The following is a 13,573-nucleotide window of genomic DNA, read 5'->3' as shown; positions in this document are numbered from 1 at the left end:
AGGGCAGTTCAAGACGGCGGTAATTTTTCCAGATACAAAAAGTTTACAAAGCGTCATCTCATTTTGTTGTTGCCACTGTTATTTAACATGGAGGCTGTACTGCACATCAGTTTAAATAATCAATAACAAAAGGTTTGCCAAGTGGACAATAAAACATTCAAATTATCGATGATTGCTAAAAGCTTAATTCCAATACTCTCCGTCGCCGTCATTGCAGGGTGTAATGATAGTGGTGGTAGCGCGGATGGTAACTCCGGCGGAAATAATGGCAGCAACATAACAGGCCTATATCAAGCGGGTGATAACGAAGTCGTGGTTTACTATAAACAAGATATTGCTGCCTCTTCAGGATCACCGTACGACGGATGGGGATTACATCTATGGAACGGTGAGGGGTGTACCAGTACTGATCTTCAAGCGATGGGGATCGCCGATGGAGGTACAGCTTGGGGGGCACCTAAGCTAGCCAATGGCGTAAGTGATACTTACGGTGCGTACTACGTATTGAACGTTGATCCGGATGCATCTGATCCTCACAACTGTATGAATTTCATTTTACATAAAGGTGACGAAAAAGCCTTTGGTAGTGCAAACTCAAAAGTGCAACTTAACAATCTTGATGAAAGCAAAGGGCTATTTGGCTTCCATGGTAGCAGTGAGCTGTACTACAAACCTATTGCCGATCGTCCGGTTGTTATTGATGGGCAAAAAGCTCACTGGCTAGATGCGGACACGCTTGCGTGGGAAGCGGCGGCCAGTGCTCAGAAAGTGAAATTGTTTTACAGTGAAACAGCCGCCATCACGATGGATAAAGACAGGAACATAGTAGGTGGCACTGCCGTTGACATGACGGTGCAAGGCGATTTGTCGGAAGCGTTAAAAAAACGATTTAGACACCTAGGAAGTTTAAAGTCGGTCACATTAAATACGACTGACGAGCTACTGCGAACCATTTTAAAATCACAAATTGTCGTGGTGGCTTACAACGGTAATGATGAAGTGATGGCCGCGACAGAGGTACAGAAGCCGGGCGTGCTCGATGCGGTGTTTGTTGATGAAAATACTGGCAATGCTATCAATGAAACTCTGGGTGCAATCGTGACCGGTAACGATGCGAACTTTAAGCTTTGGGCACCAACGGCTCAGCGTGTTCAGTTGGAAATCTACGACGTTGACAAACAGTTAGAGCAAACCGTTGCGATGACTGAAAATAGCGATACCGGTGTTTGGTCTTCTGATGTGGTGAGTGGTGTCGTGGGCAAGTTCTATCGCTACAATGTCAAAGTCTACCATCCCACAACCAAGATAATTGAACAGCGTTTAGTGACTGACCCATACTCTGTTAGCCTTTCTGTTAACTCGCGCTATTCTCATGTGGTTAATCTAGACGATCCTGCATTGATGCCAGAGGGTTGGGGCAGTGCTGAACATGTACGACCTACCGTAAAGAATGATGAAGATCATGTTCTGTATGAATCCCATATTAGAGACTTCAGCTTTAGTGACACATTAGGCACAACCGCGCTGAACGGCAAATACATGGCATTGACGGAGCCTTCTCGTGAATCGGTTACCCACTTGCAAGCGCTTAAAGACGCAGGCTTAACCACGCTTCATGTGCTTCCTGCTTTCGATATCGCGACAATAGATGAAGAGAAAACCGTGGATATTACCGACACGGTCGGTGATTTGTGTGCTGCTTCACCTTCGGCTTCGGTGTGTGCAAGTGCGGATTCGTCACAGGTTATAGAAGATTTGTTAGAAAGCTATGATCCGGCAACAGGCAGTGCGCAAGTATTGATGAACGATCTTCGTATGCTAGACAGCTTTAACTGGGGTTACGATCCATATCACTACACCGTACCGGAAGGAAGCTATGCAACAGACGCGAAAGGCGCTGTTCGTATCAAAGAGTTCCGTGAAATGGTGAAAGCCTCGCACGATATGGGGCTAAAGCTTGTCATGGATGTGGTGTACAACCATACCAACGCTTCAGGAGTGAATGAAAAGTCTGTTCTGGATAAAATTGTCCCGGGGTATTACCACCGACTCAATGTGAATACTGGTGGTGTTGAAACGTCAACCTGTTGTGATAACACTGCAACAGAAAACCTAATGATGGGTAAGTTGATGGTGGATTCGCTAAAAGTATGGGCAGATGACTATAAAGTGGATGGTTTCCGTTTTGATTTGATGGGGCATCAACCTGCTTCGGTAATGATCCAAGCACTGAAAGACGTTCGTGAAATTGACCCTAATACGCTGTTCTATGGTGAAGGTTGGGATTTCGGTGAAGTTTCAAATAATGCCCGTTTTGATCAAGCGAATCAGTTAAACATGGCGGGTACTCAGATCGGTACTTTCTCAGATAGACTGCGTGACGCGGTTAGAGGCGGGAGCCCGTTTGACGGCGGTCAAAACACTGACGGCAAACATCCTCTTCGTTTCAACCAAGGATTTGGTAATGCTGCGTATATCAACGAAGAAGTGACAAGTTCACCAGAAACTACCAAGGCCATGCTTCATAATCAAGATATCGTACGTTTAGGTATGGCTGGAAATCTGGCGGATTACGTTCTCATTGATTATACAGGGAGTACTAAAAGAGGCAAAGATGTGGACTATAACGGCGCACCTGCGGGCTATACTAAGTTCCCATCCGAAAACATTTCTTATGTGTCAAAGCACGATAACCAAACACTGTGGGACAATAACGCGTATAAGATTGCGACTGGCACATCGTCTGCCGACAGAGCGCGCATGCAAAGTGTTTCTCTGTCTACGGTTATGTTAGGGCAAGGGATTCCATTCATTCATATGGGCTCTGAATTACTGCGTTCTAAGTCGATGCAGCGAGATTCTTATGACTCAGGTGATTGGTATAACCGAGTTCGCTTTGACGGCTCTGACAACAACTGGAATGTGGGTCTACCAAGAGAAGATAAAGACGGTGCAAACTGGGGGTTAATTAAAACCATCATAGCAGACACGACCGCCGAGCCTGATCAAAACGATATCACCTTGACCAAAGCACAGTTTTTGGAGTTATTAACCATTCGTAGTGAGAGCCCGCTATTTAGGCTAAACAGCGCTGAGGAGGTGATGAACCGAGTTGATTTCCGAAATGTGGGCAAAGGTCAAACCCAAGGTTTGATTGTCATGACCATCGATGATGGAACGACAGCAGGTGCCGATCTAGATAACAATTATGATGCGATTGTGGTTGTGATTAACTCGACATCAACTCAGCAAGATGCTGTCATATCGGGTGTCACGGGCTTTGAACTGCACAGCGTACAGAAAAACTCGGCAGACACGACGGTGCAATCGGCTTCGTTTAGTGAGGGAACCTTCTCAGTACCTGCATTAACAACGGCGGTGTTTGTTCAACCACAATCGGGCGCTCAAGGTGCAGGCCTACCCGTTGATATGTCAGATAAAGACGTGGATTCTATTCCGCCATTTGGTGACACCATTGTGTACGTTAAAGGTAGTATGAATAGCTGGGCAGATAGTAATGACTGGGCGATGACATTTGTCGGCAATGGCTTGTATCAGTTATCCGCAACGTTAGAGGCAGGTACACACGAGTTTAAATTTGCTGATTCGAGCTGGAGTGCACCAAATGTCGGTTGTGGTGCCGCCACGCTAGCAGAGGGTTCTCTAAGTCTGGGTGACAGTGAGAATTGTAAGCTTACGGTTGCAGAAGCGGGCAAGTATAACTTTGTGTTTGATGCGCGTTATATGCAAGATGACAAGATTGCAAAAGCGACTGTGAGTGTGACGAAGCAGTAGTACTGAGATAGTTCGAATAATTTATAGCTTATAGGTTATTGCTTATTTAGGCAGCGAAACTACGGTTTTGCTGCCTATTTTCTAAAGTGATGGGGATGAGTAATTGGCGGTAACTAGTCTATAGCTAATCTATAACAACGGCAGTGCCACTTGCGGAGACCATCAACATGCCATTGCCGGAACCTAGCACTTCATAATCTAAATCGATACCCACTACCGCATTCGCACCAAGATCTTGTGCTTTTTCCTGCAATTCTTTTAGAGCAATTTCACGAGCGCGCTGTAATTCTCTTTCGTAAGTACCCGAACGACCCCCGACAATATCGCGTAAGCCGGCAAACATATCTTTAAAGACATTTGCACCTAAAATTGCTTCACCTGCAATTACGCCTTTATAGGCGACAATTCTTTTGCCTTCAATGCTTTGAGTCGTTGTAGTAATCATGAAAACTCTCCTGAGTTGAGTAATAGCAAACCAAATTACAACATAGCAGGTCAGGTAGAGATGTGAAATGACTAACTTTGCCTATTTTAGAAGCAATAAAAAGGAGAGCGTTGCTCTCCTTATATCGTAAACACAAAATTGGCGGAGACTACTTTTTGATAGGGGTATAGCCGTATTCCGCGATTAATGCTTGTCCGTTATCTGAAAGCACATATTTAATGAATTTATCGGCATCGTCATCTATGTCGTCCTTTTTATGTAGCAACAAGAATGGGCGCGCTAATTTGTACTTTCCTTGCGCGATATTCTGTGTCGACGCTTCGACACCTTCAAATTGAATCGCTTTGATGGAACGGTCTACCGAGCCCTCAGAAACAAAACCGATAGCATGTGGGTTGTGATTGACAATAGTTTTCACCATGCTGTTACTGTTAACAACTAAATTTGTCGGGTTGATATCAGAGACCAATCTATCGTTCACAATTCGAGTTAACCCTAATAGGCTCTCAAAACTATAACGTGTCCCCGAAGACGCTTCACGAGTGACAACCGCAATTTCTTTATCTTCACCACCGACTTGCTTCCAGTTGGTGATTTTGCCTTTATAAATATCAAAAACCTGTTCGCGCGAAAGGTTAGGCACTGGGTTGGTGATATTAACCACAATGGCTAAACCATCATAAGCGATAGGGAAGACGTCTAACGCTTCACTGCTTTCTCGCTCGGTTAAGTAGCGACTGCTCATACCAATGTCGGCGACACCTTTCTCAACGAGTGTGATACCAGCGGTAGACCCTATACCTTGAACGGCAATAAACGTGTCTTTATGAGAGGTATTATATTGTTCAGCCAGCACATCCATCACTCGAGCGACGGAGGTAGAGCCGGAAATATTCACTTCTTCAGCATAAGAAAAGGAAGTGGCTGAAATTGAAATAAGGGCGGCCATAGCGACGCGTAGCATAGAATAACTCCATATAAAGTAACGATTCGACACATCATATGTCGTTTGTATGACACTTTTGTGATTAAGGTAAAGAACTCAGCATTCGGCGGTTATATTTTTCTACATCGAGATTAGGCGTCTAACAAAATCCTGAAAAAACAGTTATATTAAATGACAGTGAGATAGAAGGGTGGGAGTGTATGACATTAATTCAAATGTCCCAATGTCGGCTTGAACGCTGTGCCGAAATGGTATGTATGAACCGGAATAAAAGTATCCCGGTTGAGCTTGGAAAGTCTTTATTTGAAACGATTCCTAACGGCGTGTTGTTTTCTAACGCCCATTACTTGCTCGATTCGACGTTTTCTGATTATACCAATCCAGTTGCTAAAGTTGAGTTTGATAGTGTTGATAAAACTTGGCATCTGTCGATTCCTTTTGAGGATGATGAATCACAATGGATTCCATATCCATTTTTGTCGCAAAGCCGCGATCTTACTGCGATCATGCGTGAAATTGAGAAAGACCCAAAAGCCTATTTTTGGTAATTTTTCCGTAATATCTTGAAAAATTGCTAGAAATAGAAATAGAAATAGAAATAGAAATAGAAATAGAAATAGAAATAGAAATAGAAAGGGAGAGCGTTAGCTCTCCCTTTTGAGTATCGATGTCTAGGAAAACGCCATTAAGTACGGTATCGGATAAGGACTTCGCTAAGTGAGCGTGTTGCTTCCGATAGCGTGGTAATAGAGGCTTCGCTTCGTTGGGCGACTTCTTTAATCGTCGCCGATTGTGAGCGTATATCACTGAGTTCGCTTGCAATACTGGAAGCAACTGAGCTTTGCTCCGTAGCTGAAGTGGAAATTTGGGTACTCATATCCATTACCGCTTGAGCCGAATCAGAAATTGAATTGATATCATGTCCAATATCAGAAATAAGTGCGCTGCTCGATTGCGCTTGTTCAACGGTTTGTTGAGTAATAGAGGCGATGTTATGGCTTTCAGATTGCAGTTTCTCTATCATCGTTTGAATTTCAACCGTGGCGGCTTGAGTTCGGCTAGCAAGAGTACGAACCTCATCAGCGACAACAGCAAACCCACGACCTTGTTCACCTGCTCGGGCGGCTTCGATAGCTGCGTTGAGCGCGAGCAGGTTTGTTTGCTCAGAGATGGCATTAATGGTGGTAATCACTTCATTAATTTGAGTCGTGTTTTCTGTTAGTGCAGAGACGGAGTGAGACGCCTCTTGGATGAAATTAGACAACTGGTTAATGTCGCCAATAGCTTGCTGAACTCTTTGATAGCTTTGTTCAACTTGCTTAGCGTCATCTTCGGCTTGTTGGTTTGATTGCTGCGAAATGTTAGAGACCTCTTGTGACGATGCGGTCATTTCTTCCATTGCGGTTGCCACGGAGTCAAGGGATGAATATTGGCTACTAATTTGACTGTTACTGCGGGCCAACTCTGAATGAAACTGTACCGAGGTTTGCTCTAAGCTGGTTGCAGACGACTTTACGGTCACAACAAGCTCGGTTAGCGTATCCATGGCTTGATCAAGTGCCACACCAATCGTGCCAAACTCGTCTCGACCTGCGACAAAGTTCAACCTTGAGGTGAGATCGCCATCAGCAATTTTTTTTGTGGTGGCATAAAGTGTCCACAGTGCACCACCTAAAAAGGTGCTTAGCCAATACGCAAAAATACCAAATGGTAGTATCCAAAGAGAAGTGAGAGCAAGAGAGGTTAACGCATTAGATTTGGCTGTTTCGATTCTGGTAGATGCAGAGTGATGTAAGCCGTACCGTTTGCCATTATTTGCTTGTGCGACTGCCTGTACGGTTCCGTTGTTGATGGAGCTCACTTGCGCTGATGTTGTTGTAACACCTAGAGCACGAAGTTCCTCAGGACTTGGCGTTGTTTCAAGGTAACCTTGTAAGCGTGACTCCGCTGCGGTGAGCGCTAGCTGTTCCGCGTGAATGACGGCATCTTGGTATCGATTTATCGCAGTAAAGGATAGGGCAAGTAAAAAGAGGGCAACAAGTACCCAAACCTTATCGCTTATCGACATTTTAATAAAAATTGAGTCGATTTTTCTAAATTGAACTTCTCTCATAGAGACTCCGCTGCTTTCTTATAATTTGTTTGAATAGACAAATGAACAGGAGGCCTTCGAATGAAGGCCTCCTGTTCCACATGCTATCTTTGATATCGGCGAAGATGTAATTTCTTGAGAGCTTTTACATTGTTAATGTGACTAATGTCGATATTTACAAGCTAGGTAGGATATTCATCGAAATCAATACCTGTGATACGACGATGATTAGCCCAGCTGCAAACGATAGGTTTAGCGCCACTTGCCCACCAGCAACAACATAAGCTTGGTCGTTGTTTACCGACGTTTTGCGTACTTTCTTTATCATTGCTACTGGTAAAAAGATCGCTAGGGTGGCGAGTGCGATGGCCGCATAGCCAAGTGCCATAATAAAGCCCTGTGGGTAGAAAAGGGCAAAGCAAAGCGGCGGAACAAAAGTAACCAGTGCCGCGATAATACGTTGCTGGGTAGTAAGTGTACCTACGTCATCGTCCTTAGCATTAGTGCTATTCACTGTGTTTTTCGTGGTGTTTACTGATGTATTGTAGCGGCTACCGAGGTCGCGAAGATATTCAAACAACCCTAGACTCACCCCTAAGAAAGACGTCATCAAAGCAAGATCGGCAAACACGCCAATGACGGTTGCTAACTTATCAATATGTACGGTTTGCGCTAATGACGCGATAAGGTTACTAAGGCCAGTATTGTCCAATAAGTTACTTTGACTGACGACACCAAGCGTGACAACTTGCCAGAAAATATAAATGACCAATGGAAGGCTAGAGCCAATCATGACCGCTTTGCGCAGTGAGCGAGTGTCACCTTTAAGGTAATTTACAATAGCTGGAATACTGCCGTGAAAGCCAAATGAAGTGAAGATAACAGGGATTGCAGCAAGGATTAATCCTTGCTGTACTGGCATGCTCAGCAGGTATGAGTGAGTGACACTCGGTGCCAGAAGAAAAAGCACGCCACCCATCGCAAGAAGCTTGATGGTGAACAGAACTCGATTGAGCTTGTCGACAGCGTGTGTTCCTAAGGCAACAGTCAACGCTACTAAGAAGGTAAAGATAAGCGTTGCGACGGTGCTCGACAGTTCAACCCCTAAGATCATTTCCACACGTTCACGAAATTGACCGCCGCCACCTGCAATGTAAGCAGCACATAAGGCGTAAAATAAGACCAGCATAGCGATGCTCGCAATGTATTGACCTTTTTTACCTAAAATTTGTTTTGCGAGCGTATGCAGAGTAGCTGAGTGGTCGGCATGCTGGTGAAGCTCAACCATGAGCAGCGCGGTATACGCCATAAGTGCCCAAAGGCTCATCATAATGATTAATGAGGTGCCGAATCCAATACCAGCAGACGCGATAGGCAAGGCTAGCATACCTGCACCGATAGTCGTTCCCGCAATAATGAGTGTGCTTCCAATAACTTTTGATTTCATGTAAATAATTCTTTACGCAATGGCTTTCTAAAGCGTTACCGACTAGTTGTCTGCTAGGTTTAGAGCGCTTTAATCTGGATTGATAGTGATTATGTAGACAATTAAATGTCAAAACAAGCGAAATGTAAGATTTTTTATTACCACGTGTAAACTATTATTTACGATTCGCGATTGCTGGTTGATAAGTGAGCAAAGCAATCGATTAACAATGAGGCGGGTCAAATATTGTCTATTAGAGTTTGGGTTTAATTGGAACGTCATATAAGTTAGTTATAACTCAATGAAGAGTGCCTATACGGTCATCGCCGTTAATGTTGGGCAAAGAAGGAAGATATTATGGAAACAGCAACGCACGAAGATGCATTAGAGTGGATGGATGCAATGGAAGTAGGGATCATCCTATCGGACTACCAAGAAAGTGATCATCCAGAAGAAAGCCTATCTTGAAATAGAGGCACTGTTATGGTGCCTTAAGCGTCTCATTGTTTAAACAAAACCGCGATCCCCCGCTTTTATAGTCCTATCTAGCCGAACCTCGTTAACATTCTTGCTTTTCCACGCCTAGACTAAAATTATCTGATACGATCATGGAGGATTGGGGGTGATGTGGATTGCTTATGTAGCGATACCGACCTTAATTGGTATTTGTGCCTACTATTTACCGAATAGTTGGATGTTAGAAAACTCCGCATCCTTTATCGTAATACTGCCAGTGTTTTATCTCTGTACTGCATTGGTGTTGTTGGTAACAAAGAGGCGCATCCTCGCCAGCACGAGCCTACTATTAGCCCTGAGTTGGTTGCTTCCTCTTAGTCCTATTGCCTTTAGTGGAGCGGAAACCTGTGAAGGAAATGAGGTGTCGGTGCTGCAATACAATGTGTACTATGGCAATCCTCAACTGGACTCTTTTATTCAGTATGTTCGAAAAAATAAGCCTGAAATCCTTATTCTTCAAGAAGTGTCTCCCAGCCACGGTGAGCAGTTGAAAGCGCTTACTGAACTTTACCCTTATCAATTTGGGGGACAACGCCGTGTTGGGTATCCGAGTGGTCAAATGATATTGAGTCAACAACCGTTATATGGAATGAATTCAATAGCTTCACGCTCCGGACATAAAATCCTGAAAGTAATTTGGCGTGCAACTGAAGATAAAGATGTGTACTTAATCGCAGCGCATCCGCCATCGCCAAGAACTGAACAATTATGGGTAGAGCGAAATGAGGTGCTACAAGATGTGATGCGTGAGGCGAAACGCTCACCTTTGGATACCACGCTTGTTGTCGGTGACTTCAATTTAGCGAGCACGACTTACCGATTTACGGCGTTGATGCCAGACTTTCAGACCGAACCCGTTATCAGTTGGCCCTCTTTTCTCGAGCGTTGGCTGTTACCATTCCAGCCAATTGTTGCCATTGATCACCTATGGGCACGGACTGAGACGAAGGGGAGGTTGATCTGTCAGCGAGAGGCTCTTTCTCAAATCGGAGGGTCAGATCATCTTGCGATTCGCACTTATTTAAACCTATAGCGCGCAATATAGTATGAAATATAGTTCGAAATATAGTTCGAAAGCGGCGATTAGACATGAAAAAAGCGCCTTAAGGCGCTTTTAACTATTGTCATTTACGAAATATTTATAGCTATTACTTTTTACGGCAATATTCGCAACGTAGCCACATAGACTGGCCTTCAACTTTTCCAGAGAATAGTTCTGGATCGTCTTGTGCAAGACCGATGTTTCGTACCATGGTGCCAATTTTAACCACCATTGAAGACCCCTTAACTGGAAGGTCTTTGATGATTGTGACCGTGTCACCTTTTTGTAGTGGAGCACCGTGGCAGTCAACGTGTTTTAGGCCATCATTTTCTAGGCCCGTTTCAGCCCATGTTTTTGTCTCTTCTTCCATGTACATCATGTCGAGAAGATCTTGCGCCCAGCCTTCAGCTGAAAGGCGGTGCAGTTGACGAAATGCCACAACTTGAACAGGAGCAACTTGGCTCCACATGCTGTCATTTAGGCAGCGCCAGTGGTTAACGTCCATTGACTCTGGATTTTCAATTTGGCTTGAACATGTTTCACAAAGCATGATTGCGTGATCAACGGTCACGTGCGAATGAGGTGCGACAACAAACGGAGATAGTGACGTTTCAGCCGCACAAAGTTCACATTTGTTTCCACAGCGCTCTAGCATCGTTGCTTCAGTAGACATACTTAACCCTTATTTTGGTGAGATCGGGCGAAAGCCTCGTCCGATGGTTATTCTGTGGTACTTAATTTTAGTATCACCGGATTGATAGCCGCGCATTATACATGGTTTTAGCGAAAAGTGTGACATAGATACGGAAAAGCACGGCAGGGTACCGTGCTTTGTTGCCACGCTAAATCAACGTTACTCTAAAACAGAAGCAGAATTTGAAATCGCCGCAGTACCTGTTGCAATGAAAGAGCTTACTTCACTTTGCATCTCCTGATGATGGGCTAAATCGGAAAAGGCAGTGGTATCTTGAACCGAAATATAACTACTGTGTTGCCCAACTGCACTAAAGCGCACAAACGGCGTCGTTTCAGCAGACCCGCCTTGACTACTACTGACCACCGTTAAACCCAATTTAGCGGCTAATGGTTCGGTACCGGCGAAAATAGACTGTTGGACATATTTACTGACGCCTTGGCCTTGATCAATATACCCTGGTACGTTGTTAGGCACGGTTCCGTCGCCTTTAACCTGAGCCATATATACTGGCGTTGCAATCGCCTTTAACGTAGTAGCATGTGTGTACGGATCAGCTGTATCCAACACCGTTTGAACTGCGTAACTGAACTCGGTATTTGTGGTTAATATTTTTGCGGTATTTTCTATGGGTGAAACAAGCTTAAATGCGTTTAGACATAAGTCAAAATAGTTATCAGGATCGGCGGCAAATTGATCGCATGCGCGTGAATTGACGAACGTGTCGTAGCCGATTCCAGCAGACAAGGCGATATTATGAGTGACCAGTGGGCCGAAGGAATCGGAGCCTAGCAAAAGATTTGCGATCTGCCCACCTGAGTTAACAAACGCAGCACGACTAAACTTGAACAGTGGATCAACTGACGCATTTAATGGCGCGTTGGCTTGAGTGATAGCAGGTACGCCCAATACTCCCCCTAATGAGTGTCCAATGAAGGTTGGAGGTGTTGCGACTGTCGAAGGTAGCGTGGCTAGTGGGGTATCGGTAAAACGCAACATGGCTTGATTGGTCGATAATGCCATTCTAAGCGTCATGATATCCAACATGGATTGACGAATATTGTCACGCGCCACGGGTAGTACCGTTAAATTCATGTAATCAGTGACATCGCGTTGCGCGGATGCGCCGTTGGGTAAACTCCGATCTCCGTGAAGAGGCGCATCAATGGCGATGACGGCTTGACCGGCTTTTACGAGATTGCTCGCAAATAAATAAGAGTTCTCTTTCGCTGATGTGATTCCATGTTGATACACCACAATGCCAGTTATTGTTCCGCTGGTGGGTGTGTAAAGCAAAAAGTTGACGTCTTGTAGTGATTTGACGGCGGGTACAGGTGAGTATCGTGTCACGATACGCTCTGAATCAAATACACTGCCATCGAGTTTGGTGAAAGATAGCCCCATTAAGTCGGCTAACAGTGATTCTGGGTCAGTTAAAAATGTGCTTGGGTTAATATTGTTCGCTTGAAGTTGCGCGGCAAAATTCGCTTGTTCAGCACTATCACTAATTATACTTTTAGTGATCGCGAGGCTATCCGTGCCAGATTCAAATGGTTGGGTATTCCAACTGTCACCCGTTTCTAAATAATAGGGCAGTTTAATCGTCCCTTTTGTCACAGATACTGTACCTGCAGCGACGCTATTGTAATTGGCGATCACAGCATTTCGTGTATCGTTAGAAAGCCCTAAGTAGGTGGTGAAGTTGTCGTCGCTCGCGAGAGCGGTAGCAAGGTCAACGGGTGTAGAAAAGGTCATCTCACCAATCCGGTTAACGTCGGCATTATTTGGGTTTGCTGATCCTTTCCAGATATCGCTGTAGGATTTGCTAGGGTCTTGTGCAGCCGCGAGCATCCCTTTGGTCGCATAAAGCGTGGCACCAATAGATTGGGTAGAAAACCAAGTGGAATAAACGATGCTGTTGGGGTCGATAGCACCAGCGCTACCGGCGTGGATCAGGGCCTCAACTCCTTGCACAACCTGTTGAGCCGTTGCGAGCGATCCTTCACTGTAAATTTTGGCTTGGGATTTTAACGCAGCGTAGCTCTGAGAGGTACCGACCGAATCCCCGTTGGCGTCTAGTAGGGTATTATTAACGGCAATGATATATTCACTTGAACCGGCAAGGTCTATAAGAGGAATGACGATAAGCGTTGTACCCTGCGTTTTAACTACATAATCAACCCCATAAGTGAGTAACTTTTCTGGTAAAGGTGAGTCTGAAGTTAAGCCTTTTGTCAGCTTAACCATAGTGACTGATGTGGCAGCGGGCGTGTTTGTTAATGGTTTATCGAATTTTATTGCAATAGGAGAGGTTGTGGACCACCCATCAGTTTGTCCCATTGCTGCGATGGGGTTGCTTAGTGCGTCGTTTCCACCTGTTGGAATTTCTAATGTACCATCGATGGTGTTCATTAACGCAAAGGTTGGAAAAGGAACATCGGCGTTTGCACCCTGAAGGGTGTACACCACTTTGGTTGGTTTACTGAGCAGGGTTTTAATATGTTGTTCATAAGATACTGCGGTTGGGGTTCCAGACAGTTCACTTTCACCACCACAGGCAGACAAAAGCAGCGCGCCAGAAATGATCGACGCTAAATATAATGGTTTCATAGTCGTA

The 13,573-nt window shown here is 44.8% G+C and carries 9 protein-coding genes; 3 read left to right on the top strand and 6 right to left on the bottom strand.

The window, feature by feature from the left end; genetic code table 11:
- Positions 1-141: 141 nt before the first annotated feature.
- Positions 142-3,795, top strand: a complete 3,654-nt coding sequence (pulA, locus tag L4D05_RS08735) for a pullulanase-type alpha-1,6-glucosidase (protein WP_428793672.1) — start codon at positions 142-144, stop codon at positions 3,793-3,795.
- Positions 3,796-3,919: 124 nt separating this feature from the next.
- Here pulA and L4D05_RS08730 read toward each other — a convergent pair whose 3' ends face one another.
- The gene (locus L4D05_RS08730) at positions 3,920-4,240 is read right to left on the bottom strand and encodes a heavy metal-binding domain-containing protein (protein ID WP_428793671.1); all 321 of its coding nucleotides are present in this window, start codon (positions 4,238-4,240) and stop codon (positions 3,920-3,922) included.
- A 148-nt stretch (positions 4,241-4,388) separates the two neighbouring features.
- Positions 4,389-5,204 (bottom strand): phosphate ABC transporter substrate-binding protein, encoded by an 816-nt coding sequence (locus L4D05_RS08725; RefSeq protein WP_428751293.1) that lies wholly within the window; start codon positions 5,202-5,204, stop codon positions 4,389-4,391.
- A gap of 182 nt (positions 5,205-5,386) precedes the next feature.
- On the opposite strand from L4D05_RS08725, the gene L4D05_RS08720 reads away from it, so the two are divergent.
- Positions 5,387-5,734, top strand: a complete 348-nt coding sequence (locus L4D05_RS08720) for a DUF3024 domain-containing protein (protein ID WP_428751292.1) — start codon at positions 5,387-5,389, stop codon at positions 5,732-5,734.
- Positions 5,735-5,871: 137 nt separating this feature from the next.
- Here L4D05_RS08720 and L4D05_RS08715 read toward each other — a convergent pair whose 3' ends face one another.
- The gene (locus L4D05_RS08715; protein WP_428793670.1) at positions 5,872-7,299 is read right to left on the bottom strand and encodes a methyl-accepting chemotaxis protein; all 1,428 of its coding nucleotides are present in this window, start codon (positions 7,297-7,299) and stop codon (positions 5,872-5,874) included.
- Positions 7,300-7,453: 154 nt separating this feature from the next.
- The gene (locus L4D05_RS08710) at positions 7,454-8,725 is read right to left on the bottom strand and encodes an aromatic amino acid transport family protein (RefSeq protein ID WP_428793669.1); all 1,272 of its coding nucleotides are present in this window, start codon (positions 8,723-8,725) and stop codon (positions 7,454-7,456) included.
- A gap of 604 nt (positions 8,726-9,329) precedes the next feature.
- On the opposite strand from L4D05_RS08710, the gene L4D05_RS08705 reads away from it, so the two are divergent.
- Complete coding sequence (locus L4D05_RS08705; protein WP_428793993.1) at positions 9,330-10,253, top strand: endonuclease/exonuclease/phosphatase family protein; 924 nt, start codon at positions 9,330-9,332, stop codon at positions 10,251-10,253.
- Between the two features lie 115 nt (positions 10,254-10,368).
- Here L4D05_RS08705 and L4D05_RS08700 read toward each other — a convergent pair whose 3' ends face one another.
- Both L4D05_RS08700 and L4D05_RS08695 read right to left on the bottom strand, forming a co-directional pair.
- Entirely contained in the window at positions 10,369-10,935 is a 567-nt protein-coding gene (locus L4D05_RS08700; protein WP_265673978.1) for an alkylphosphonate utilization protein, read from the bottom strand.
- A 180-nt stretch (positions 10,936-11,115) separates the two neighbouring features.
- Positions 11,116-13,566 carry a VolA/Pla-1 family phospholipase gene (locus tag L4D05_RS08695; RefSeq protein ID WP_428793668.1) on the bottom strand — a complete coding sequence of 817 codons (2,451 nt, stop codon included), beginning with the start codon at positions 13,564-13,566 and terminating at the stop codon, positions 11,116-11,118.
- Positions 13,567-13,573 lie beyond the last annotated feature (7 nt).

The organism is Vibrio nomapromontoriensis, assembly GCF_050337205.1.
Lineage (GTDB): Bacteria > Pseudomonadota > Gammaproteobacteria > Enterobacterales > Vibrionaceae > Vibrio > Vibrio nomapromontoriensis.
The sequence above is the reverse complement of the archived record's forward strand: the minus strand, read 5'-3'. Positions and strand labels throughout refer to the sequence as shown.

Excerpts from the sequence above, each read along its gene's own strand:
- L4D05_RS08710 (WP_428793669.1), bottom strand. The coding sequence starts at position 8,725 with ATGAAATCAAAAGTTATTGGAAGCACACTCATTATTGCGGGAACGACT.
- L4D05_RS08715 (WP_428793670.1), bottom strand. The coding sequence starts at position 7,299 with ATGAGAGAAGTTCAATTTAGAAAAATCGACTCAATTTTTATTAAAATG.
- L4D05_RS08705 (WP_428793993.1), top strand. The coding sequence starts at position 9,330 with ATGTGGATTGCTTATGTAGCGATACCGACCTTAATTGGTATTTGTGCC.
- L4D05_RS08695 (WP_428793668.1), bottom strand. The coding sequence starts at position 13,566 with ATGAAACCATTATATTTAGCGTCGATCATTTCTGGCGCGCTGCTTTTG.
- L4D05_RS08730 (WP_428793671.1), bottom strand. The coding sequence starts at position 4,240 with ATGATTACTACAACGACTCAAAGCATTGAAGGCAAAAGAATTGTCGCC.
- L4D05_RS08700 (WP_265673978.1), bottom strand. The coding sequence starts at position 10,935 with ATGTCTACTGAAGCAACGATGCTAGAGCGCTGTGGAAACAAATGTGAA.
- L4D05_RS08725 (WP_428751293.1), bottom strand. The coding sequence starts at position 5,204 with ATGCTACGCGTCGCTATGGCCGCCCTTATTTCAATTTCAGCCACTTCC.
- L4D05_RS08720 (WP_428751292.1), top strand. The coding sequence starts at position 5,387 with ATGACATTAATTCAAATGTCCCAATGTCGGCTTGAACGCTGTGCCGAA.